15 protein-coding genes are annotated in these 23,206 nt (G+C 46.7%); 12 read left to right on the top strand and 3 right to left on the bottom strand.

Annotation, left to right across the window (positions count from 1 at the left end; genetic code table 11):
* Positions 1 to 31: 31 nt before the first annotated feature.
* Entirely contained in the window at positions 32 to 1,315 is a 1,284-nt protein-coding gene (locus Xbed_RS10405) for a dicarboxylate/amino acid:cation symporter (protein ID WP_086112859.1), read from the bottom strand.
* 500 nt (positions 1,316 to 1,815) lie between these two features.
* Between Xbed_RS10405 and Xbed_RS10400 the strand changes: the two genes are divergently transcribed.
* Together Xbed_RS10400 and Xbed_RS10395 are read left to right on the top strand one after the other, a co-directional pair.
* Positions 1,816 to 2,160, top strand: a complete 345-nt coding sequence (locus tag Xbed_RS10400) for a type II toxin-antitoxin system RelE/ParE family toxin (protein ID WP_086112858.1) — start codon at positions 1,816 to 1,818, stop codon at positions 2,158 to 2,160.
* Positions 2,132 to 2,413 (top strand): helix-turn-helix domain-containing protein, encoded by a 282-nt coding sequence (locus Xbed_RS10395; RefSeq protein WP_086112857.1) that lies wholly within the window; start codon positions 2,132 to 2,134, stop codon positions 2,411 to 2,413. The genes Xbed_RS10400 and Xbed_RS10395 overlap by 29 nt, the downstream gene beginning before the upstream one ends.
* 182 nt (positions 2,414 to 2,595) lie before the next feature.
* Here Xbed_RS10395 and Xbed_RS10390 read toward each other — a convergent pair whose 3' ends face one another.
* The gene (locus Xbed_RS10390; RefSeq protein WP_086112856.1) at positions 2,596 to 3,888 is read right to left on the bottom strand and encodes a glycosyltransferase; all 1,293 of its coding nucleotides are present in this window, start codon (positions 3,886 to 3,888) and stop codon (positions 2,596 to 2,598) included.
* Between the two features lie 280 nt (positions 3,889 to 4,168).
* Positions 4,169 to 5,374, bottom strand: a complete 1,206-nt coding sequence (gene csdA, locus Xbed_RS10385; protein ID WP_086112855.1) for a cysteine desulfurase CsdA — start codon at positions 5,372 to 5,374, stop codon at positions 4,169 to 4,171.
* A gap of 404 nt (positions 5,375 to 5,778) precedes the next feature.
* On the opposite strand from csdA, the gene Xbed_RS10380 reads away from it, so the two are divergent.
* The 10 genes from Xbed_RS10380 to Xbed_RS10335 all read left to right on the top strand — a co-directional run bounded on the left by Xbed_RS10380 (position 5,779) and on the right by Xbed_RS10335 (position 23,073).
* Positions 5,779 to 6,702 (top strand): transcriptional regulator GcvA, encoded by a 924-nt coding sequence (locus Xbed_RS10380; protein ID WP_086112854.1) that lies wholly within the window; start codon positions 5,779 to 5,781, stop codon positions 6,700 to 6,702.
* A gap of 40 nt (positions 6,703 to 6,742) precedes the next feature.
* Positions 6,743 to 7,138, top strand: a complete 396-nt coding sequence (locus tag Xbed_RS10375; RefSeq protein ID WP_086112853.1) for a DUF423 domain-containing protein — start codon at positions 6,743 to 6,745, stop codon at positions 7,136 to 7,138.
* Positions 7,131 to 8,228, top strand: a complete 1,098-nt coding sequence (gene rlmM, locus Xbed_RS10370) for a 23S rRNA (cytidine(2498)-2'-O)-methyltransferase RlmM (RefSeq protein ID WP_086112852.1) — start codon at positions 7,131 to 7,133, stop codon at positions 8,226 to 8,228. Before Xbed_RS10375 ends, rlmM begins: the two co-directional genes overlap by 8 nt.
* A 1,044-nt stretch (positions 8,229 to 9,272) precedes the next feature.
* Complete coding sequence (locus tag Xbed_RS10365; protein ID WP_086112851.1) at positions 9,273 to 11,408, top strand: type I secretion system permease/ATPase; 2,136 nt, start codon at positions 9,273 to 9,275, stop codon at positions 11,406 to 11,408.
* Positions 11,409 to 11,498: 90 nt separating this feature from the next.
* Complete coding sequence (locus tag Xbed_RS10360; RefSeq protein ID WP_086112850.1) at positions 11,499 to 12,908, top strand: HlyD family type I secretion periplasmic adaptor subunit; 1,410 nt, start codon at positions 11,499 to 11,501, stop codon at positions 12,906 to 12,908.
* A gap of 122 nt (positions 12,909 to 13,030) precedes the next feature.
* On the top strand, positions 13,031 to 13,615 hold the full coding sequence (locus Xbed_RS10355) for a DUF5625 family protein (protein ID WP_139837479.1): 585 nt from the start codon (positions 13,031 to 13,033) through the stop codon (positions 13,613 to 13,615).
* Positions 13,616 to 13,643: 28 nt separating this feature from the next.
* A complete protein-coding gene (locus Xbed_RS10350) occupies positions 13,644 to 14,186 on the top strand; it encodes a DUF5625 family protein (RefSeq protein WP_086112849.1) in 543 nt (180 codons plus the stop codon).
* A 28-nt stretch (positions 14,187 to 14,214) separates the two neighbouring features.
* On the top strand, positions 14,215 to 14,784 hold the full coding sequence (locus Xbed_RS10345) for a DUF5625 family protein (protein WP_139837478.1): 570 nt from the start codon (positions 14,215 to 14,217) through the stop codon (positions 14,782 to 14,784).
* A 48-nt stretch (positions 14,785 to 14,832) separates the two neighbouring features.
* Complete coding sequence (locus tag Xbed_RS10340) at positions 14,833 to 21,099, top strand: S8 family serine peptidase (RefSeq protein ID WP_086112848.1); 6,267 nt, start codon at positions 14,833 to 14,835, stop codon at positions 21,097 to 21,099.
* Between the two features lie 540 nt (positions 21,100 to 21,639).
* Complete coding sequence (locus tag Xbed_RS10335) at positions 21,640 to 23,073, top strand: serralysin family metalloprotease (protein ID WP_086112847.1); 1,434 nt, start codon at positions 21,640 to 21,642, stop codon at positions 23,071 to 23,073.
* Positions 23,074 to 23,206: the final 133 nt, after the last annotated feature.

Below are 23,206 nucleotides of genomic sequence, written 5' to 3'. Positions count from 1 at the left end.
TGTAATCACTGATGGAGTACAGCAAGTTTGCTCACGCTTCTTGGCGCGCTATTGCATTTTGCTGCGCTTCCTGTTCGTCATTGCCCTGTTTTTCTTCCAATTTAGCAATCACGGCGGTAGAAATGCTGTTGCCCACGACGTTAGTTGCGGTGCGTCCCATATCAAGGAATTGATCAATGGCGAGGATGAGCAAAATCCCCGCTTCTGGCAGGCTGAACATCGGCAATGTCGCTGCAACGACCACCACCGAAGCTCGCGCAACCCCTGCCATGCCTTTGCTGGTGATCATCAGCGTCAACATAATCATGATCTGTTCTGTGACGCTCAGGTCGATGTTGTAAGCCTGCGCAATGAAGAGTACCGCAAAGGATTGGTACATCATCGAACCATCGAGGTTAAAGGAGTAGCCCAAGGGTAATACGAAACTGGAGATTTTTTTCGGTACGCCAAAGCGATTCAGTGCATTCATGGTCTTGGGATAAGCGGATTCACTGCTCGCGGTGGCAAAGGCCAATGTGACGGGTTCCCGAATCAGTTTCATCAGTGAAAACATGCCCTTGCCAAGGAAAAAGAACCCGACGGCTGACAGAATTGCCCAAAGTAAAAATAGGCTAAGGTAAAAGAGTCCAATCAGTTTGCCGTAATCATAAAGCAGACCCAGACCTTGTACGGTAACGGCGGAGGCAATGGCAGCAAACACCGCAATCGGCGCAAATGACATCACATAGTCTGTGATACGAAACATGATGCGCCCCAGATCTTCAATCAAGGTCACGATGGGGCTTTTCTTCTGGCGACTGTGACAAATATAGGAAAGCGCAGCACCAAAAAATAGAGAGAAAATCAGGATCTGCAAGATTTCATTATTGGCCATCGCTGAAGCGAAGCTACTTGGGAAAATATGGCTGATAAAGTTTTTCAGCGAGAACCCACTGGTATTGAGGCCAGTATTGACCTCTTCCTGCTGCATAATGGTCACATTAAGCCCAACGCCGGGCTGGAATATGTTGGCCATCAGCATACCAATGCCAAGTGAGACTAACCCCGCGACAATAAACCATACCATCGCTTTGATAGTAATGCGTCCTACGGAAGAGGAGCCTCCGATTGATATTAATCCACTCACAATCGTGGCAAAGACGAGTGGCGCGATGATCATTTTTATCAGACGCAGAAATATATCGGTGATGATGTTGATGTAGGAGGCGACTTCTTTTGTCTGGTTGGCATCAAGATAATGATGAAAGCCCCAACCGGTAATAATTCCAAGCAGAATGGCGATAATAATTTGCTGCATGAGTTTTTGCTTGTTCATGGTGACTCTCTTATTTTTTTGTTTCCTGATTGTAATGTGATCGGATATTTACATTTTTTTAACTTTCGATGAAATGCAAATAAAAGATGCAGTATGCAGAAAATGCATCACTGTATTTAAGATGGGAATTAATTTGCTGAATGACGGGGCGGAATGAATATGGAAAATGAATAATAAATGTAAAGTTTTTCGTTAAGAGATTGGCTTTATGATTGAATTATCCTTTAGCTATTTTTTTCTTTGGAATTAATATCATTTTATACCACTATTTTTTCTTTGATAAAGATAGCATATTTATCTATAAAATGAACTTTGCTAAGAATTTTCCATAAATGAAGTCAACCTTTTAGGAAAAATTTTTATTAAATCACCATAATCTGACTGATTTATTGAATTTTTTCTGTAAATATTCAATATATAACAAATCAAGTTACCCATGTTTAATAAAACAATATTGATCCTCAGCAATGTATCATATATGATAAGTAAAAAAGGTAGAGATGAACTGGAATATCGATTTTTACCAAGGGGTAGAAGAAAGCATACTTAATATGCCGCCTAAAATTCAGGCAAAGATGCTAAGGTTGCTCGAACTAATGGAAAAGCATGGCGCTAACCTTGGCCCTCCACACACTAAATTTATGGGAGATGGGTTGTTTGAAATACGAGCAAAAGCCAAAGAAGGAATAGGTCGTGGTTTGTTTTGTTACCTTGATGGTCCTAATATTTACATTCTTCATACTTTTGTTAAAAAAAGTGCCAAAACCCCTAGGAAAGATCTGGATCTGGCCAAAGATCGCATGAGACAGGTGAAAAATGAGCAGATTACACGCCCTAAAAACTAAAGCATTACAAAACCCAGAGGTCAAACAAGCTTATGATGAACTGGAACCTGAGTTTGAACTGATCAGTACTCTGCTGAGTATGCGTAAAGAAGCTGGTTTAACCCAGCAGCAAGTGGCAGAACGCATGGGCACCAAAGAGAGTAATATTTCTCGATTAGAAAAAGGGAAAAGTAATCCGACTCTGAGTACGTTACTCGGTTATGCAAAAGCTTGCGGTTTCCAACTCAACTTCAGTTACAAGCATGATGCATAAGTTCACTTGGCGGGGCTTTTTCGGATACATTGTCGTTAAATTATACGAGTAAAATTATCTAAAGAAAAATTCAGAATAGTCGATCACTTAAAAGGAACTCAGTCCGCTTTTTGCGATCGGGTCAATCGCGACAAACCACCAAATGGACTGAGTTATGCTTAATCATGAAAACCGCCTTAATCTTACTTTTTCTTTTTATGAATATTTACCGCCGCCCAAACGCCTCCGGCATCAGTTTCTTTAAATAACAGACTTCTTCTACCTTTGATTTGATGATCTTCAGAAAGATAATTATCATTGTGTAAGTTCAAAAAACGAGCGTAAACAGCAGGCCCAGTCATTTCTACCGTTTTATCAATGCGACGATGTCTGATATCTGTCGGCGTATTTTCGTTTGTGGGGCGGGATGCATCAATGCCGGTTCTCCATATAGGGTCCAGCATACTGCATCTCTTATCCAGAGAGATTTTTCCGGCTTTATGATATTTTAAAGCCTTATCAATTCGCAAATTGTCCTGATAAGGCTGGAGGGGATATTTTATTGCATTGATTTTGTCTGCTTTTTGGGTTTGATCTATTTGCAGTTTTAAGTGTTTTCTTTTCATTTCTGTCGCCATTTTCAACAAAATATTGAAAATGGTTGTTGAATATTGAGGGGCGGAAATAATGGCATTTCCGAACCGGTTTCCCAGAATAGTACTGGTGTAAGAACCTATTTTATGATCATCAGAAATGTTTTCCTTTCTTATTGTATTCCATTTTTCTTCCTCACTGACCTTTCTCCAGCCTCGGCCAGAAGTGTCACCAAAACCCAAGCCTGGCGGGAAATCTGCTTTTTCAAATCTGGCGGTTTTGCCGTTAATATCCTTTCTAAGTGGTTCTCCTTCCTGACTATAGATAAATTTATCAAAAACTTCTGATTTTCTATATTTCATATGAGAGTCAGTGAGTTGAACATCGGCATCAAGATAAATTCCCCCTTCAAGATATAAAATAACGAGTCGGGCAATGTCACTCGCCGCAGCATAATTATGATGGTCTCCGTGTAAATGGAGATGATAGACATGGTGTAAGTAATTTATTAATTCAGAATAGTCGCCATAACGTTTTATATTTTGCTTAAAACAATTAAACTCTATGTTTCTATTGTAATTGTTATTTTGTTTATAATATTTTATTCGGGATTGATAAATGATGTTGGTTCTTTGGATTAATCGGGTGAAAGCCTCTTCAATATTCCGATAGTTAAATAAATTTTCATTTATCATAATCTCACCAATATTAACATTCTGTTGTTTAAATTTAAAGGTGAGTGATCTTAATGTGTTTAGAATAAGTGTATTATCTCCGTTCTTGCTCCAAATGTTTACCTCAAACCCAGGGTTTTCATGTTTCATCGTCATGATATTTCTTAAATCATTTTCTGGTATGTTATTTCCGGTCCAAAAATAATGAATCTTCTTTAGAATATTCATAAATTACCTTTTTATGTTTTGGGTCATTTATTAACAGAAGTCGATTGTATAATGATATTTGATGATTTATTGATCCCGCGCCCGATGTGGCTTGAAATCGATTGACTATATTAAACGCTGAGAGCAATGACGATATTAGTTTCACAACTAATGTATCTTGTTATGATATTGACAGCAAGGAATGAAGAACTGACCCGGCAATCAGAAAATAATGGGTTGGGGCAGTTCAAAAAGTGTTGGGAAGTGATGCTGATAAGGTCACCACGGCAGGGCAACAACATCACTCATCCAGCAGCGCTAAGGCAAACTTCACCGCGCTGATCAGTTTATCCGCATCTTGCTGGTTATTGTAAGGCATAAATGAAGCGCGCAGACAGCCACTGCTCCCAAGGGCATCCAGTAAAGGCTGGGCACAATGTTGCCCTGAACGCAGGGAGATGTTTTGTTCTGCGATCAGCGTCGCTAAATCATGATGATGTATTCCTGCGATATTGAAAGCCAGCAGGCTGGAACCGGCCACGCGGTAGCTGGTAAAGCCCGGCAGAAGGCTGAGTTGTTGTTCGGCGTAATCTGTCAGGGCAACCGCATGGGATTCAGCGAGCGGGATATCAATGGTTTTCAACCATTCCAGAGTTGCGGCAAAGCCAACCACACCGGCGACATTGGGGGTGCCTGCTTCAAAGCGGTACGGTACGGCTTCCGGCGTGAAACCGGCAAATGAGACTTGAGTCAGCATCTTGCCGCCGCCATGCCACGGAGACATCGCATTCAGTAACTCAGTTTTACCATACAATACGCCCAGCCCATTCGGGCCATACAGTTTATGGGCTGAGAAAGCATAAAAATCGATATCCCATTGCTGAACATCGACCGGTGCGTGGACAATGCCCTGCGCTCCATCAACCAGCACCCTGCAATGATATTGGTGGGCGAGCGTCGTGACTTGTGCCAAATCTACCGCTGCGCCAGTCACGTTCGACATTTGGCTAATGGCGACTAATCGGCTTTTTTCATTCAGGAGTTCTGCCAGTTTCCCCATTTCTGGCTGGCGCTGATTGCCAATCGGCCATTTAACGATTTTGGCACCGGTCTGTTCCGCCAGAATCAGCCACGGTAGTAGATTGGAGTGGTGTTCCTGTTCGCTGACGATAATTTCATCACCCGCATTCAGGCGGGGGCGAAAATAACTTTGTGCGATCAGGTTAATGGACTCGGTTGTGCCTTTCGTCCAGACAATATCCTCAGATAATGGCGCATGGATCAATTCTGCCACCCGTGAACGGGCTTGCTCATAACGGACTGTCATGGCCTGTGCAGTCGCGTGCTGGCTGCGATGCACCGTCGCACTGTGGTTTTGATAATAGTGCCCGGTCGCCTCAATCATACATGCTGGTTTTAAGGCTGTGGCGGCACTGTCCAGAAAGATGATGGATTGTTGCAGGGCAGGAAATTGTTGGCGGAATTGTTCTGAGTCAAAGGATTTCATAAACGGTGTAATTTAATCGTTGTGTGATAAAGAATAAGTTTTTTTTTATCAGGGGAAGGGGGAATTCTACAGGAAAGTTGAGAAAAAAAGCACCGCAATTGCGGTGCATTAAAAAAATCACTATGGACAGACAGGGTAAATGTACAGGAAGTGAAAAAAAACAGTAGCATAAGCTACAAAGTCTGGTTTCCCAGACAACTTGCAAACACAACATCACAACCACAAAGCCAAAAATATCAATGCATTGCTACAAAGAGATTTTTCGTTCCGGCTTAGGAAGTGCGCACACTATAGGGATTTGCTGGTATATCATCAATGGACAAATTATAATGATTCGGATTACAAAAACTAATACCTAAACGAAAAGAGTTACCGGTATCGTCACCACTACATAAGAAACGAACATGTCTAAACGTTTGCCTCCACTCAATGCGTTACGCGTTTTTGATGCCGCCGCCCGTCATTTAAGTTTTACTAAAGCGGCAGAAGAATTATTTGTGACCCAGGCCGCTGTCAGCCATCAGATGAAAAGCCTGGAAGATTTTCTGGGATTGAAACTTTTTCGCCGCCGTAATCGTTCACTGCTGTTGACAGAAGATGGGCAGAGTTATTATCTCGATATCAAGGAAATTTTTTCTGCCATCAATGATGCAACCCGCAAACTTCAGGCGCGCAGTGCGAAAGGGGCGTTAACGGTCAGTTTGTCCCCCAGTTTTGCCATTCAATGGTTGGTGCCACGGCTTTCCGGCTTCAATCAGAGTTTTCCGGGGATTGATGTCAGAATTCAGGCGGTGGATCGGGAAGAAGATAAATTGGCGGATGATGTTGATGTCGCGATCTTTTATGGCCGGGGCAATTGGCCGGGCTTGAGAACGGTTCGCCTCTATCCTGAATATTTGTTGCCGGTCTGTTCCCCGGCTTTGCTGGCGGGAGATCGGCCGTTGAAAACGCCTTCAGATCTTGCCAAGCATACCTTATTGCATGATTCATCGCGGAGGGACTGGCAAGCCTATATTCGTCAGCTTGATATGCAGCAGCAGATTAATGTTCAGCAGGGGCCGATATTCAGCCATAGTGCGATGGTGATTCAGGCGGCTGTGCATGGTCAGGGAGTTGCCCTTGCCAATAATGTTATGGCCCAGAATGAAATTGATGCGGGGCGTTTGGTCTACCCATTCAACGATGTTTTGGTCAGCAAGAATGCATTTTATTTGGTTTGTCACGATAATCAGGCAGAATTGGGTAAGATCGCGGCTTTCCGCAAATGGATACTGACTCAAGCTGCGACGGAACAAGAAAGGTTAGGATTTATCACCCAACACACGTAATGGCTATCCAATAGCAGACAGAGAGAAACAGGAAAATGTGATGAGTTATCGAATCATGCTTATTTTTGTTGGGATCAGTGGTTTTTTCTACGTGGCACTGGGCGCGATGGGGGCACATATGTTGGCACCTATCCTGACACCACGTCAGATGGAGTGGATTCATACCGGCCTGCAATATCAAGGGTTGCATACACTCGCTATGATGGCTTTGGCCGCATTGTCGATGCGCCAGCCTAGAGCATCGTTTGGTTGGAGTGGCATTTTTTTCGCGGCGGGAATTGTGCTGTTTAGTGGCAGTCTTTATTGTCTGGCCTTTTTACCGCTAAAATTTATGGTTTATTTGACACCAATCGGTGGGTTCAGTTTTCTCATGGGTTGGTTATGTGTATTAATTGGCGCTCTGCGTCTAAGGAAATCGGCGCCTAGCCATGAATAAAGTTGCTTTATATTGTCGTCCGGGTTTTGAAAAAGAGTGTGCGGCAGAAATTACCGATAAGGCGGGTAAGAAAGAAATTTACGGTTTCGCCCGTGTGAAAGAGAACAGTGGGTATGTGCTGTTTGAGTGTTATCAGCCGGATGATGCCGATCGCCTGATCCGCGAAGTTCCGTTTGGGGAATTGATTTTCGCCCGCCAAATGCTGGTTGTGGGTGAACTGTTGAAAGATTTGCCGCAGGAAGATCGCATTACACCGATTATTGGCATGTTGATGGGGGTGATTGAGCGGGCTGGTGAGCTGCGTGTAGAAGTGCCGGATACCAATGAAAGTAAAGAGTTGATGAAATTCTGCCGTAAGTTTACGGTTCCGCTGCGTAATGCGATGCGTCAGGAAAAACTTTTGCTGGCAAAGGAAAATCCCGGTCGTCCGGTGATCCATGTCTTTTTCATCGCTTCAGGCTGTTGCTATGTCGGTTATTCCTACAGCAACAACAATTCCCGTTTCTATATGGGTATTCCTCGTCTGAAATTTCCTTCAGATGCACCAAGCCGTTCAACGCTGAAACTGGAAGAAGCCTTTCATGTCTTCATTCCCCATGACGAATGGGAAGAGCGTCTGGATAGCGGCCTTCACGCCGTGGATCTTGGTGCCTGTCCGGGAGGGTGGACTTACCAGCTCGTGAAACGCAGTATGCTGGTTCATGCTGTGGACAATGGCCCGATGGCGGATAGCCTGATGGATACAGGGCAGGTGAAGCATCATCGTCTGGATGGCTTTAAATTTGAGCCGTCAGTGAAAAACATTTACTGGCTGGTGTGTGACATGGTTGAGAAACCCGCCAAAGTGGCACAACTTATGACAGACTGGCTGGTAAAAAGCTGGTGTCGTGAGGCGATTTTCAATCTTAAGTTGCCGATGAAAAAGCGTTATGAGGAAGTCGCTCATATATTGCAGAAAATAGAACAGCAATTGAAAGAAAATGGGGTGAATGCGCAGATTCAGGCGAAACACCTGTACCACGATCGTGAAGAGATCACCGTACATGTTCGTCGTATTTGGTCTGTGTATGCCACTTTGCGGGATTATTGATAGACACTCCAACTAATCCAGTTTCTTCTCGGCGGTAAGGGAACGGATTTGTCCAGCCAAAGGCTGGCTCCCAGTGAGAGGCAGGGGCCTCTCACTTATTGTTATTGTCCGGGGAAGCAAGTCTCTCAATCCTAAGATCCTCACGGCACTCAACGGCCATAGGAAATCATTGCCCAAACGGCCAGATAAGACCCTGAAATCGGTCACCCGCAGAACCCATCGTTCAGAAGACTTAGATCTGACTTGTCGGCGAAATGGTGATAAATTTTACCTTATTCGCCGCTGGCTTACCGAAGAAAAACACGTCTGCATTTGGCTAACCAATATAGAAAACTTTCTCCAAAGGGCATGGTCGGAAACTCGTTTTTAGCTGGAAAATCATTCTGTATTAGTTATTAATCATGGCGATTATATTTTCAATAAATATTATATTTATTTGGTTTATATTTTACTGGTTAATTATTTCTGCCCAAATGCCCCGCTAGTTTGAATAACACATCCTGCAGTTTCGCTCCCACTGAATTGGGTAAAAAATTAGTGATATTATGGAAATATCACATAATCTTAAGGATATTCTTTTAAAGAAATAGATGATTTTGATTTTTTATATGTTTTTATCCAAAACGATTTTCTTTTTATAAAATATTTATTGCGTGTTATGGTTGATCATAATTATCATATTGATGTTGTTAATCATTTTTAAACCTTGAATATTAGAAGATTCGCGTTAGCTACAGAATTCTGATGTGGATAACTCAGTTCTCTCTTTTGTGCGCTTTTTGATGATTAATTCAATAAGTTGCAAGACACTGAAATGTTTCATCTGACCATCATTTTGCAAAATGATTTAGCTATCCGTAAAAAAATAACTTCCTGACATCCTATATCGGATGGGTACAAACGCAACTATCTTGTTGTGAGCCAATCAATATTAATTAACAACCAGTTGTAACAGTCATTCCCTATATCGCCTTATGTTTTCAGTTTGCAAAGATAGGTACATACGCAATATGGAAAAAAGCACAAATATGGAAAAAAGCACAAATGAGTACTGAATCGTCCCATTCTTCCCCGGAACTGGATACTGGCCTGATTTGTCTGGCCATGTTGGCCAGATTTCACAATATAGCCCTATCGGTCGAACAACTTTCACACGAGTTCTCTACCACCAATCAAGGTGTTTCCTTACCGGAGCTACTGCTGGCTGCCCGGAAGTCGGGGTTGAAAGCCAAGGCTGTGCGCACCACACTGACCCGGCTTGAACATACGCCATTGCCCGCTATTGCCATTGACCGGAATGGAAAGTTTTTTATTTTAGCCAAGGTGGATCAGGAACAAGCTCTGATTCAGGATCCACATTCAGCGCGTGCCGAAGTTGTCAGCTTCGAGGGGCTTGAGCAGCGTTGGACTGGGCAACTGGTGCTTATCCGCTCCAGTCATAGTGTGTCCGGCGAGACTTCGCGTTTTGATTTCACTTGGTTTATTCCGGCGATTGTCAAATACCGCAAGCTGTTGGGTGAAGTTTTGTTGGGATCTTTTGCCTTGCAGTTGTTTGCCTTAGTGACACCGTTGTTCTTTCAGGTGGTCATGGACAAAGTACTGGTGCACCACGGCCTAACCACACTGGATGTTATTGCGAGCGGACTGCTGGGCATTATGCTGTTCGAGTCGGCGCTGAGTGGTCTGCGTAGCTACGTGTTTGTCCATACGACCAGTCGGATTGATGTGGCGTTGAGTTCGAGGCTGTTCCGGCATTTAATTAATTTGCCACTGGCTTACTTTCAGGCCAGGCGAGTCGGTGATTCGGTTGCCCGTGTACGCGAACTGGAAAACATTCGCAGCTTCCTCACCGGCAACGCCATTACGCTGATGCTCGATGTGCTTTTTTCCGTGGTCTTCATTCTGGTGATGCTCTATTACAGTGGCTGGCTGACCCTCGTTGTGGTGTTGTCTTTGCCACTCTATGCCTTGGTCTCGATGCTGGTGACACCGCTCTTGCGCAAGCGATTGCAGGACAGCTTCACACGAGGGGCTGAAAATCAGGCATTCCTGGTAGAAACGGTAAATGGCATCGATACCCTGAAGTCCATGGCGGTTGAACCGCAGGTCGTCCGCAAATGGGACAACCAGATGGCGGCGTATGTGTCCGCAGGTTTCAAAACACAGATCTTGTCCACGCTTGCCAATGAAAGCGTTTCTCTTATCGGCAAACTCGTGACGGTTGCCACACTCTGGCTCGGGGCTCGCCTTGTGATAGAAGGGCAGTTATCTGTGGGGGAACTGATCGCATTCAATATGCTGGCCGGCCGTGTCAGCGGCCCTATTATGCGGCTGGCGCAACTGTGGACCAGCTTCCAGCAAACCGGCGTTTCGGTGCAGCGTCTGGGAGACATCCTCAATTCCCGTACTGAGTTATCTCAGGATACACGGAGTACCGTACCGCCACTCAAGGGGCAGGTCGCGTTCGAACAAGTGCATTTTCGTTATCGGCCCGATGGTGCTGAGGTACTGTGCGGCATCAACCTCACTATTGGTGCGGGAGAAATTGTTGGTGTGGTTGGCCGCTCCGGTTCCGGCAAAAGCACCCTGACCCGCTTGTTGCAGCGGCTCTATGTGCCGGAGCGCGGTCGAGTGATAGTCGATGGCATGGATTTGGCATTGGCTGATGTGTCCTCGCTGCGCCGGCAGATTGGCGTGGTATTGCAGGACAATATGCTATTTAACCGCAGTATTCGTGAAAACATCGCCTTGAGCGACCCGGGTGCGCCGCTCGAAGTGGTCATGCACGCCGCCAAAATGGCCGGAGCCCATGAATTCATCCTTGAACTGCCTGAAGGTTACGACACGATAGTGGGGGAGCACGGCGCGTCACTGTCGGGCGGTCAGCGGCAACGGGTGGCCATTGCCCGGGCTTTGATCGGTGATCCCCGCATTTTGATCTTCGACGAGGCGACCAGTGCGCTGGACTACGAGTCTGAGCGGGTGATCCAGCAGAACATGAAAAGCATTTGCCAAGGACGCACGGTCATCATTATCGCCCACCGGTTGTCAGCGGTACGCGATGCTCATCGCATCCTTGTGATGGAACGCGGGCAGATCGTTGAGCAGGGTACCCACGCGGAGTTACTGACGCGTCAGGACGGACACTATTCACGATTGTATCAAATGCAGCAGGGCTGAGAGGCTTTCCTCAGACGTATGACGACAAAAAAAAGAAGCAACAGTGATGATCAAGATAAACATACCCCGGTTCAAGGAAAATAACTTCGTATGAGCGTCACCTTATTGCAGCGCTATCGCCACATGTGGCGTCAGGCTTGGGGCCAACGTAAAAGCATGGATACGTCGCCACGGCTTCCCCATGAATTACAGTTTTTACCAACGGCTTTGGAATTACAGGAAACTCCTGTTCATCCGGCTCCGAGAATTTTCATCTGGAGCATCATGGGCTTCGCCGCATTAGCATTGCTCTGGGCTTGCATTGGCAAAATAGAAGTTGTGGCAGTGGCTCCGGGAAAAGTGGTTCCCAATGGCAAAACCAAGCTGATTCAACCCAGCGAAACGGCCGTGGTCCGAGCGATCCACATCAATGACGGTCAGGCAGTGAAAACCGGCGAGTTGTTGATCGAACTCGACCCCACGGCGGCGAATGCCGATGTCAGCCGGCTTCAGAGCGAGCTGCTGGCTGCGCGTATCGACAGTGTGCGGAGCACCGCCATGCTTGAGGCGATCAATCAGCAACAGCCGCCGGCATCTCTGGTAGGGACAATTGCCAACGCCAATCCGGAACAGGTGCTCAGTGCCCAGCGCTGGCTTCAGGGACAATACCAGGAATACCGTAGCAACCTGGAGTTAGTGGACGCCGAAATCCTCCAACGCAGTGCTGAAATTCAGTCTGCTCAGGCTCAGGTGGCCAGCCTACGACAAGCATTGCCGATTGCCACGCGATTGGCAGAGGACTACCAGCGGTTATTGACGAAACAGTATGTGTCGCGGCATGCGTATCTGGAAAAAGAGCAGACCCGGCTGGATCTGCAACGTCAGTTAAGCGTACAGCAGGCCAGTGTCTTGCAGCATACCGCCGCTCAGGACGAGGCACGGCGCCGGCGTGAAGCGGTGGTTGCGCAAAATCGTCGTGCGATGCTTGACTTGCAACAAGGAGCCGACCAAAAAGCGGCAATTCTGGTTCAGGAACTGGCGAAAGCCCGTCATCAGGAAAACCTGACCAGCCTCAAAGCCCCGGTGGATGGTACTGTTCAGCAACTGGCTGTCCATACTGTCGGTGGTGTGGTGACACCAGCTCAACCGCTGATGGTCATCGTTCCTGCCAACCAGCCGGTAGAAGTGGAAGCCATGCTGGAAAACAAAGATGTGGGGTTTGTCCACGTCGGTCAACAGGTCACGGTCAAGGTGGAAACCTTTAATTTCACCAAGTACGGCACGGTTGACGGTGAAGTGCTCAGCGTATCGAACGATGCCATTGAAGATGAAAAGCGTGGGCTTATCTATAGCACCCGAATTCGTCTGAAGTCTGATCATGTGCTGGTTAAGGGGCAGCGGGTCGCATTGTCTCCGGGCATGTCGATCACGGCAGAAATAAAAACCGATCAGCGTCGGGTGATTGATTACTTCCTGAGTCCATTACAGCAGCATATGGATGAAAGTTTGCGGGAGCGATAAGAACCGAAGGCGAGTGAGAGGCTTTATGTCGGGTTCAGCGCGTTATTTTTTTACCGTTTTTCCGGGGTGGGATAAGTGATTATTGAGACTTTTTGTCATCTTACTTTATTGGGAGCAACAAAATGAAGGTATCACCTCGGCACTGGGGCTATCTGCTTATTTTTTTAGTTTGTAGCTGGCTAATCCTCTTTTTTTTGGGCTTTACCGGACTGGTCCGTTGTACCGGGTTCGTCTCGGGATTAAGCGGTTGCCATCAGAAGGCGGAAACAATATACAAGCCCATTGATGTCACCAAGGCCGATCAGTCAGTGACTTTTGATTTTGAAATTCCTCAGGAGGGGGGATATCAGTTTGCTTTGCTGTTTGATAAGGGGAATGACTATGACGAAATGTTAAGACGACTTCGATTATTCGGGAGTAAATTTTTCGGAAGTATTGATGATGACGGGGTTATCACTCCGGTTTCACTCCATATTGTTAAAGATGACCGAATTTTTTTTGACGAAAAAATCAATGCAGGAGGAAACGATGGAGGACTGAGTTTCTATCATGAAGAAAAATATGTGAATGCAGCTATACGGAATATTAAATCATTTTCATTACCCCCAGGGCGTTACTCTGCGGTCATTACCACCTTGGAGAATGTTCCTGCATTTGATGGCATTGAGAGTTTTGTACGGTTCGCCTATTACGATCCTAAGATTTAACGCGAATGACTTTGTTTGGAGTGAAGAGATGAAAGGATTACGTATACACGAAAGGTTCAGACATTGGCGTAAGATTATTGTTTTTTTGAGTTGTGCTTTGTTGGTCGCCTGCTCTAAGCCTATTCATATCTACAAACCGATTGATATAACAAAGTCTGGTCAATCAGTAAAATTTGACTTTGAAATCAGTAAAACTGGGAATTATCAATTTACTCTACTGTTTGATCAGAGTAAGGGTGATGACTACGATGAAATGTTAAGAAGACTTAGATTGTTCGGAGATAAGTTTTTCGGAAGTATTGATGATGACGGGGTAATAACCTCTGTTTTACTCCATGTTGTTAAAGATGGCGAGATTTTTTTTGACAAAAAAATAAATGCAGGAGGGTATGGCTGGATACAGAGAATAGATTATGAAGGAAGAAGTATAAATATGGTGGTGCGAAATATCAAAATACTTGAGTTATCCCCAGGGCGTTATTCTGCTGTTATTACTACCCTAGAGAATGTTCCTGATTTTAATGGTATCGAGAGTTTTGCCGAGGTGAATTATTTTAATCCGAAAATTTAATGCAACTGACTTTATTGGGAGCAACAAAATGAAGGTATCACCTCGGCATTGGGGCTATCTCCTTATTTTTTTAAGTTGTAGCTGGTTAATCCTCTTTTTTTTAGGCTTTAGCGGACTGGTGCGTTGTAACGGGTTCATCTCGGGGTTAAGCGGTTGCCATCAGAAGGCGGAAACAATATACAAGCCCATTGATGTCACCAAAGCCGCTCAGTCAGTGACTTTTGATTTTGAAATCCCTCAGGAGGGAAATTATCAATTCTCCCTGTCGTTTGCTACTGGAGATGATTATGACGAAATGGAAAGACGGTTTGAGTTATTCGGGAGTATTTATGAGGACGGGGTGACGACCCCAGTTTCGTTTCATCTGGTTAGAAACGGTAAAGTTTTTTTTGACGAGAAAATAAATGCAGGAGGATGTGGTTGGGGGAGTGCCCTCTATTATGAGGGAAAATATGTAAATACAGCTGTGAGGGAAATTAAAACATTTTCGTTACCTCCGGGACGTTACTCTGCGGTTATTACCACCCTGAAGAATGTCCCTGCTTTTAATGGCATCGAGAGTTTTGTCGAGTTCGGTTATTACGATCCGAAAATCTGATGTCTGTGGAAAAAACCAATACAATAACAAGTCGAGGAAATAATCAGTATGAAAAAAAAATACACGGTCACCTATAAAGTGGCTCAGCGGGGGGCGGAGTATGTTTATCAGGAAGATAAGGGCAGCCACAAAGCGGGAGACATACATCCGTCCATGGCGGGCCATATGTGGTACGTCATCCGAGATGAGAATGGCAAGGAGCAAAGTTTCGGTTTCGAATCAAAGCTCGGTGAACCAATAGGAGAAGGGAAAGTCACGCAGTATGATAATGCCGCCTATAAACAAACGGTGTATGAAGTCTCCGTTGCGTTGACTGAAGCTCAGGGCAAGAGGTTAATCGACTTTTCAAAAAATCCCGATACAGTCGGGGGATTCAGGAAAACAGAATACAATGTTGCGACCAACAGTTGCGTAGATTTTGTGTATTTCTCATTAACCTCCATTGGATACAATACGCATGGTAGACAAGGGAATCTGGTGCCCGCCAAAAACATTGTTTCTTTGAACAATCTGTTAAAATTTAATGGGGCTGAAATCATTAGTAACCATCTGATTCGTGACGGTCAGCGTTATGAGTATCACGAAGCAAAAGATGTCATTAAAACTTTATACCTGACTCCGGATGAGGGTAAGAGTGTCTCAGGGCCGTCAACAAACTTAATTAACATTGATATCAATTCCTCCCCACAGCCCCAGAAACAGATTCAGGGCGAAAACCAAGCGCAGCAGGATGTGGCTAACGGTTATATCCACAATTCTGCGACACATAAAATATCTGTCATTGATGATATCCTCAATAAAACAGACTTCACCTCCACCCAGATGGCGGGTCTTGCCACCGGGGGCATTCGTCCCGGAGAAATGCAGCTCGACCCCAATGTCCGACCCAACACCTATCTGTCACAGTATTACCTGACCCCGGACGGCAAACCGGACTTAAACTGGCGCAATGCCGCAACATTGAACGGCTTGTCAGCGATGACAACCTTCAACACTTATGTTGACCCGCTGTTATTGGATCTGAGTGGCAATGGTGTGCACATGACTGACATCCGTGACGGCGTGTTGTTCGACATGGATAACAGTGGCACGCTTAAGCGCAGCGGCTGGGCGGATCGCAATACCGGAATATTGGTGATCGACGATGGTAGCGGTCAGATAAAGGATGTCAGCCAGATGTTCTCTGAATACTATGGCGGTAAGGCCGGGGTAAACGGTGCTGCGGGCGAGAAAAAATTCAAGGATGGTTTTGGTGCCTTGGTCAGTGAAGATGCCAATAAGGATGGGGTGATTGACCAAAACGATCCGATCTGGAGCAAATTGCGGGTCTGGGTTGACGGCACACACGATGGGAAAGTCGATGCGGGCGAACTCAAGACCCTGGCGGAACTGGGCATTACCCAGATTAGCGTTCGATCTTCGGATAAAGCAGAAGTACGTGATGGAAACAGAATTGTTGCCAGTGGCTCTTTCACCCTCAATGGCGAAACCCGGGAAATGCTGGCGGTTGATTTTCTTGGTGACCCCGTCAGCAACACGCTGAGCACTCAGGGGGTTGGCACGCGTGTGACCTCTACCTTCAACGATATCACGACCACGGCTTACGCCAGCCAGAGTGAAACAGATGAAACCCTGGATGCGGAACAACTGGGCGTGAACAATCTGTATGGTGGCAGCGGCAATGATACCTTGATTGCCGCAAAAGCCGGCAGTTGGCTGGTTGGTGGTGCAGGGAGCAATACCTATGTGGGGGGTGCTGGCGATGACGTTTTTGTTATCAGCGCTTCTGACGATACGAAAAACATCCACGGTAATGGCGGGAACGATACCGCGATCATTGTTGGCAATAAAGGTGTAGAGCTGAACATGGCTCAGGCCGGTTTAACGGTCGCCCAAGGCGGAGGTGGCAGTGATGTCATCAGAAGCGGTGGAGCCAATGGTGTCTTTATCAAGGGCGGCTCCGGCGATTCGGTGCTGGTCGGTGGAATGGGTAACGATGTTCTGGTTGGCGGCAGTGGGCACAACACCATCATTGGTGGCACTGGCAAGTCAGTTATCTATGCTGGGCCTCAGGGGGACACAATCTATGCTTCCGAAAGCGGCAGCATCATTCACGCCGGTGGCGGAGATGATAAGATTTTCGGTGGCGTGGGTGATGACATTATTGAAGTGGGTCACGGCAATGCCACGATTGATGGGGACGGCGGGGTTAATATCGTCAGCCTGCACGGCAACCACGGTGACTATCAAATCACCCGTACTGATAGCGGATATGTCGTGACCGATAAGGTTGCCGGGCGTGATGGTTCGGTGACGCTGAAAAATATCCAGAAACTCAATTTCGCGGATATTTCGGCGGTTGATTTACAAACACCCAATGCGATGCCTGTCGAGGATGTTCTCACCCATGACAAGGATGGCAAGGTCTTTTCTCGTACTCAGGCTCATCTGATTTCCGCAGAGAGTCTGTTGGCTAACGATCAACGCCTGAACAGTCAGGGCGACCTGCGCATTGCCAATGTTGGGGATGCGATAGGCGGTACGGTTAGCCTCACTGCTCAGGGGGATGTCTTGTTTACGCCGGATGCCGATTACACCGGCTTGATCAGCTTTAAATATGGCGTCACTGATGCCGCCGGTAACCCTTCGGCCTCGGTGGTGGATCTGAGCAGCGGCGAGACAGAGCCGATGCGGGCTGCGGTCACGTTACTGACCCCGGAAGTGCCTCTCGACCCATTGGCAGCCCAGCAATGGTATCTGAGCGATGCCAATATCCTGCCGGTCTGGCAGGATTACACCGGCAAAGGGGTCCGTATCGGTCAGTTCGAACCCGGCGGCAAGTTTGCCACTGCCCCCGAAATTTTTGATATCGCCCACCCCGACCTTGCTGCGAATGTTGACAAAGCCTGGCTGAAAACTCAACAAACCAATGGGACGTTGCCAGACGTGGTTTCCAACCATGCCACAATGGTTGCGGGAGTCATGGTTGCGGCGAAGAACAATACAGGTGGCGTAGGGGTTGCCTATGATGCGACGTTGGGCGGCTATTATCTGGCTAATGACGGTGCCGATCTTGCGGGGCTGGGGCATATGGTCAGTTTTGACATTGCCAACAATAGCTGGGGATTCGCCAACGATTTCGCGCTCAGCAACTTGCAGAACGGTAACATCAATACGGCCGCATCGCTGAGTATGAATGCACAGTACGTGGCGGCGAATGGTCGTGGCGGATTGGGTACGGTGATGGTGGCGGCGGGTGGCAACAACCGGGCGGAAGGCGGCAATGCCCAAGGTTCGCTGACCAATAACAACCGCTTTTCTGTGCAAGTGGGCGCGATCAACGCACAGGGCGATTTGTCGACATTGCAGATTGGTTCCTCACCGTTCTCAAACCCGGGAGCCAGCCTGCTGGTTTCGGCACCGGGCAGCAATGTGGTGTCGACCAGCCATATGCTGAAAACCGAGCGTGGCTCAACCTTTGGCAATGACTATACCAGCATGCAAGGCACCAGTTTTGCTGCGCCGATCGTCTCCGGTATTGTTGCGCTGATGCTGGAAGCCAACCCGAACCTGGGCTATCGGGATGTGCAGCAGATCCTGGCGTTATCCGCTCGCAAGATTAATGACCCTTCCACCGAATGGAATGACAATAATGGCCGCCGCTGGAATGGTGGTGGGATGCACACCAGCCATGATTATGGTTTTGGCGGCGTCGATGCGCGAGCCGCTGTTCGTTTGTCCGAAGCCTGGATGACGCAAAGCACGGCGGCTAACGAGTACGTCTATAGCGCATCCAGCGGTTCCCTTGGGAAAAACCTGACTGCCGGTGAAACGCTGACGTCGTCTATTGCCATGAACGCTGGTCTGAATGTCGAGCATATCGAAATCGATTTTGATGCTGAGGTTGGCCGTCTTGGTGATCTGACACTCAAATTGATCTCTCCCGATGGCACTCAGAGCGTATTGCTCAATCGTCAGGGCAAGGTTCCAGACGGCATGCCGGGCGCGAGTGAAACCGATCTGGGCAGCAACCAGTCGGGATCGTTTAAGTACAGCTTTATGTCGACCCATGATTTTGGTGAGAATTCGGTGGGCAACTGGACCCTGCAAGTGACTAGTGCGAGCACAGGCCTGCCGGTCACATTAAATGCTTGGTCGCTACGTTTGTATGGCAGTAAAAGTACCCCGGATGACACTTACTTTTACACCGACGAATATATCGAGTCGGTGGTCAGACAGGCAAACCGTGCCGTGCTGGATGACGCAGTCAATGGCGTGGCGGGTGGGCGTAATACCCTCAATGCTGCGGCGGTTTCGCGGGATACCTCGGTTAACTTGCTGACTGGTGTTGCCAGCATTGGCGGTGCAGCGTTGACCATAAAGAACCCGTCGAGCATTCAGAATATCGTCACCGGGGATGGCAACGATACGCTGGTCGCGGGTAATGCGGACGCCTTGCTTGATGGCGGGCGTGGGAACAATACGCTGGTTGGCGGTGCGGGTAAGGACTTCTTTGTCGTCCACCGCCGTGAGGCAGGCAGCGATGTTATCAGCAACTTTGAAGCCGCGCGTGGCGAAATCGTTGATCTGGTTGGATTTCGTGGAAAAACATTTGCCGATCTACTGCTGACGCAACAGGGGGAGGATGTTAAGGTCGATCTGGGTAACGGGCAGAGCGTTGTCCTGAAAAACCAGCCACTCGCTGGGATCAGTGCGGCGAACTTCAAGTTCCAGGACACTTTTATCGCCCCGCAGGCTTACACCAGCAGCGATACTTCAACACTCCAGCCACAAGAAGGGCTGGGAACCGTGATCCTCAAAGGCGGCGGTAAGGGGGTCATGATGACGACTGATGCTCAGGGGCAGATGAAATTCAGCCTGAATGGGACGATCTATAGTCGTGACAGTGCGGCGTCAGACGTTTTTGTCGTGGCTGCCCAACCGGGCGTTAAGGACTACAAGAACGCCTTACGTGGGTTCCGTCATGGTGTTGATAAAATTGATTTGCGTCAACTCGGCATTACTGATTTCAGCCAACTCACCATCACTAAGAGCAATCGTGGCACGATCAACGGCCTGTCACAAATTCATGGTGTCAATGTGACGTTCAATAGCGTCAGTGGGGCTGATTCAAACGTGAATCTGCTGTATCTCGATACACTGGATATTTCGCAGGTCGATGCGAACGACTTCCTCTTTGCGGAGCCTTCACCGGATCTGGTTCCCACAGTCGAACTGATGGTAACGGAAACGCCCGATAAACCGACGGTTAGCATTCCTCCTTTTGAACGGAAGCCGATTGAAATTCCTCCTATTGATTGGGAGCCGATTAAAATTCCGTCTGTTGACCTAAAACCGATTGAAATTCCTCCTGTTGATCGGAAGCCAATTGAAATCCCTCCTATTGACTGGGAACCGATTAAAATTCCTCCTCTTGAACGACACCCTGTGCCCGGTATTCCGAACACTGAGCCGACAGTAGAAACGACACCGGTGCCCTCTGACCCCAATGCCATTACCGTCAAAGAAACCTTTGCCGAAGTCACCTTGGGGGACGAGAGTAAAACGATAAACGTGGAAGCTTCAAGTAACAAAGTCGTTGCTGGTCACGGTGATAATAAGGTGAATGTGACGGGACGGGGCACTGATATCACGCTGGGGGATGGTAATAATATCATTGTCGGTAATTTCCGTAAGTTAACCGTCGGGCATGGCGATAACTATATCGAGACCAGCAGTAGTATGCCGAAGGTGAACGCCGGGGATGGGAATAACCATATCGTGGCGAGCGATAGTATGCCGAAGGTGAAAGTCGGGAATGGCAATAACCATATCGAGGTCAGCGGTAGTATGCCAACAGTGGAAGTCGGGGATGGGAATAACCATATCGTAGCTAGCGGTGGTATGTCGAAGGTGAAAGTCGGGAATGGCAATAACCATATCGTGGCGAGCGGTCGCATGTCGACGGTAGAAGTCGGTTATGGGATCAATAACTTGGAATTTATCGGTGAGATGGGGCGCTTGGTTTTAGGAAAGGATATCAGTCCTGAGCATCTGCGCTTTCAGCATGAAGGGCAGGATTTGCAGATTTCAGTCATTGGCAGTAAGCAGGAAGTGACGCTGCAGAATTGGTATGCCAGTTCTCCTGAACGGCCAATAATCACGGTCGGTGACGACCATCGATTGATGGACAGAGATGTCGAACATCTTATTCAGTCTATGGCGGCATTTGCACCGCCAGCACCTGCAACCGCAATGCTCGGCGATGTCGAGCAACAGCGGCTGCAACCTGTGCTGGCCGCTAACTGGCACTGATAGGTAATCAAGTTGGGTGAGGCGTTAGCGCCTCACCCCTTACTACACATCTGTCATTCCATCACCCCACACCACAACAATTTGACATCCAGAGATGTGGAATAAATCTCAGGTTGGATGAAAAATCACCTGCTTTAAAAAAACAGATAACCGTCAGTTAAAAAATAGCTCAAGAGATAATGCTTTTTTAAGATCAATTTTTAGCAGATAAAAACAACTTTATTTATTACTGAATAATGTTATTTTTTTGTTATCAAAAAAATTTCATTGAGAGATTAATAGTTAATTACATAAATTAAATTTGTTCAATATGTATTCTAAAAAGATCTATGAATTATTTTTACACAGGCGATAACTAACGCTATTTTATTCTGGAGTTTTATTTCTAAGAGGATCTTAGAAAGCATTTAAAACTTTTACTCCCGTTATTATACCCAATGGATTTCAAGATACTGCCAACAAAGCGGCAACTTGAAAGACGACGGGTATATAAATATTTCGGGTTTTAGAATACTTGTCTTGTTTTTACAGGAGATTGATATGACCTCAAAGAAAAAATATACCTATGTGGGGTTATCTGATTCCCATTCCGTTCAGGAAGTTAACTCACTTCTCACCGCCTATGTCCCCAATTCTGATCCGGGTGTTCGGGTTGCGCATAAGGTATTGGCAGATGGTGCGCCGGATGAGCTTGTGCGTGGCCATTATCATTGGGCCAAAAAATATGTTAATTCTTCTGGCTCGTTGGAATTATCGTACCATTTTCTGGAATCTCAACCTGCCATAATGCCATTGTTTAAGATTTCTGGTTTCAGTGCTTTTAATGACGATCAAAAAGAAGCGGCGAAACTTTCTTTGCAATCCTGGTCTGATGTTGCCAATATTAAATTTACCGAAGCGAGTAGCGTAAATAAAGCAAATATGACTTTTGGTTTCTTTGATTATAGCGCCAACGGGGATTATGCATTTGCCACTTTGCCGCAAGGACAGAAAAAGTCTTATACTTGGTATAATTCTGAAAGCCATACTTTTACCGATAATGACATTGATGTGAATGGTTATGCCCGTCAGACTTTCACACATGAAATTGGACATATATTAGGGCTGGAACATCCTGCCGATTATGATGCGTCTGATAAAGTGCGTCCGAGCTATACCAAGTCAGCAAAATATTTCGAAGATTCTCGTGCCTATACGGTCATGAGTTATTTCGGTGAGAAATTCACGGGTCAGGATTTTAAATATCAGTATTCATCGGCACCTTTGCTGAATGATATCTCTGCCATTCAGGATCTGTATGGCGCGAATATGGAAACCCGTAAGGGAGATACCATCTATGGTTTCAATTCCAATACGGATCGCGACTTCATGACCGCAACGGATGCCAACAGCAAATTAGTCTTCAGTGTCTGGGATGCGGGTGGTGAAGATACTTTCGATTTCTCTGGTTTTACCCAAAATCAGCGCATTAACCTGAATGAAGGCGCTTTCTCTGATGTTGGCGGCTTGAAAGGCAACGTTTCCATCGCTCGTGGTGTCGTCATTGAAAACGCGATTGGCGGCAGCGGTGACGATATTCTGGTGGGTAACAGTGCAGATAACATCCTGAAAGGCGGCGCAGGCGATGACATCATTTATGGTGGCCTGGGCGGTGATCATCTGTGGGGGGGTGAAGGTAACGATACCTTTGTTTATCTGGACGGCAAAGAGTCTCTGAAAGACAATCCGGACTGGATCCACGATTTTATCTCTGGTGAAGACAAAATCGATCTGTCAGAGTTTAACTTCGGCGGTACCGGCGATATCAAATTTGTAGACTCGTTTTCAGGTAAGGCGGGTGAAGTATTGCTCTCTTATGATAAAGCGAATGATGTCACCGATCTGGAAATCAGCCTTGGTGGTGATCTGGCCGGTAATGATTTTCTGGTGAAAGTTATCGGTCAACCGTTGGTTGAAGCCGATTTCCTCGTCTGATTGATCTCATCATATTAATGGAATACTGCCGTATGCCCTCTGGATACGGCAGTATTATCTAACTCATGGAAAGTGGAAAATTGTTTTTATCAAAGTCGATTTTATCGATCATTTTTTCTCTCTTGTTGGTAGG

It is taken from the genome of Xenorhabdus beddingii (genome assembly GCF_002127545.1).
In the GTDB taxonomy this organism is placed as follows: domain Bacteria; phylum Pseudomonadota; class Gammaproteobacteria; order Enterobacterales; family Enterobacteriaceae; genus Xenorhabdus; species Xenorhabdus beddingii.
Note: the sequence above shows the minus strand (reverse complement) of the source record. Positions and strands in the feature narration are given on the sequence as shown.

What these genes read in the sequence shown, in the direction of transcription:
- csdA (WP_086112855.1), bottom strand. Translation starts at nt 5,374, where the DNA reads ATGAAATCCTTTGACTCAGAACAATTCCGCCAACAATTTCCTGCCCTG.
- Xbed_RS10400 (WP_086112858.1), top strand. Translation starts at nt 1,816, where the DNA reads ATGAACTGGAATATCGATTTTTACCAAGGGGTAGAAGAAAGCATACTT.
- rlmM (WP_086112852.1), top strand. Translation starts at nt 7,131, where the DNA reads ATGAATAAAGTTGCTTTATATTGTCGTCCGGGTTTTGAAAAAGAGTGT.
- Xbed_RS10395 (WP_086112857.1), top strand. Translation starts at nt 2,132, where the DNA reads ATGAGCAGATTACACGCCCTAAAAACTAAAGCATTACAAAACCCAGAG.
- Xbed_RS10390 (WP_086112856.1), bottom strand. Translation starts at nt 3,888, where the DNA reads ATGAATATTCTAAAGAAGATTCATTATTTTTGGACCGGAAATAACATA.
- Xbed_RS10345 (WP_139837478.1), top strand. Translation starts at nt 14,215, where the DNA reads ATGAAGGTATCACCTCGGCATTGGGGCTATCTCCTTATTTTTTTAAGT.
- Xbed_RS10365 (WP_086112851.1), top strand. Translation starts at nt 9,273, where the DNA reads ATGAGTACTGAATCGTCCCATTCTTCCCCGGAACTGGATACTGGCCTG.
- Xbed_RS10405 (WP_086112859.1), bottom strand. Translation starts at nt 1,315, where the DNA reads ATGAACAAGCAAAAACTCATGCAGCAAATTATTATCGCCATTCTGCTT.
- Xbed_RS10375 (WP_086112853.1), top strand. Translation starts at nt 6,743, where the DNA reads ATGAGTTATCGAATCATGCTTATTTTTGTTGGGATCAGTGGTTTTTTC.
- Xbed_RS10340 (WP_086112848.1), top strand. Translation starts at nt 14,833, where the DNA reads ATGAAAAAAAAATACACGGTCACCTATAAAGTGGCTCAGCGGGGGGCG.
- Xbed_RS10335 (WP_086112847.1), top strand. Translation starts at nt 21,640, where the DNA reads ATGACCTCAAAGAAAAAATATACCTATGTGGGGTTATCTGATTCCCAT.
- Xbed_RS10360 (WP_086112850.1), top strand. Translation starts at nt 11,499, where the DNA reads ATGAGCGTCACCTTATTGCAGCGCTATCGCCACATGTGGCGTCAGGCT.
- Xbed_RS10380 (WP_086112854.1), top strand. Translation starts at nt 5,779, where the DNA reads ATGTCTAAACGTTTGCCTCCACTCAATGCGTTACGCGTTTTTGATGCC.
- Xbed_RS10355 (WP_139837479.1), top strand. Translation starts at nt 13,031, where the DNA reads ATGAAGGTATCACCTCGGCACTGGGGCTATCTGCTTATTTTTTTAGTT.
- Xbed_RS10350 (WP_086112849.1), top strand. Translation starts at nt 13,644, where the DNA reads ATGAAAGGATTACGTATACACGAAAGGTTCAGACATTGGCGTAAGATT.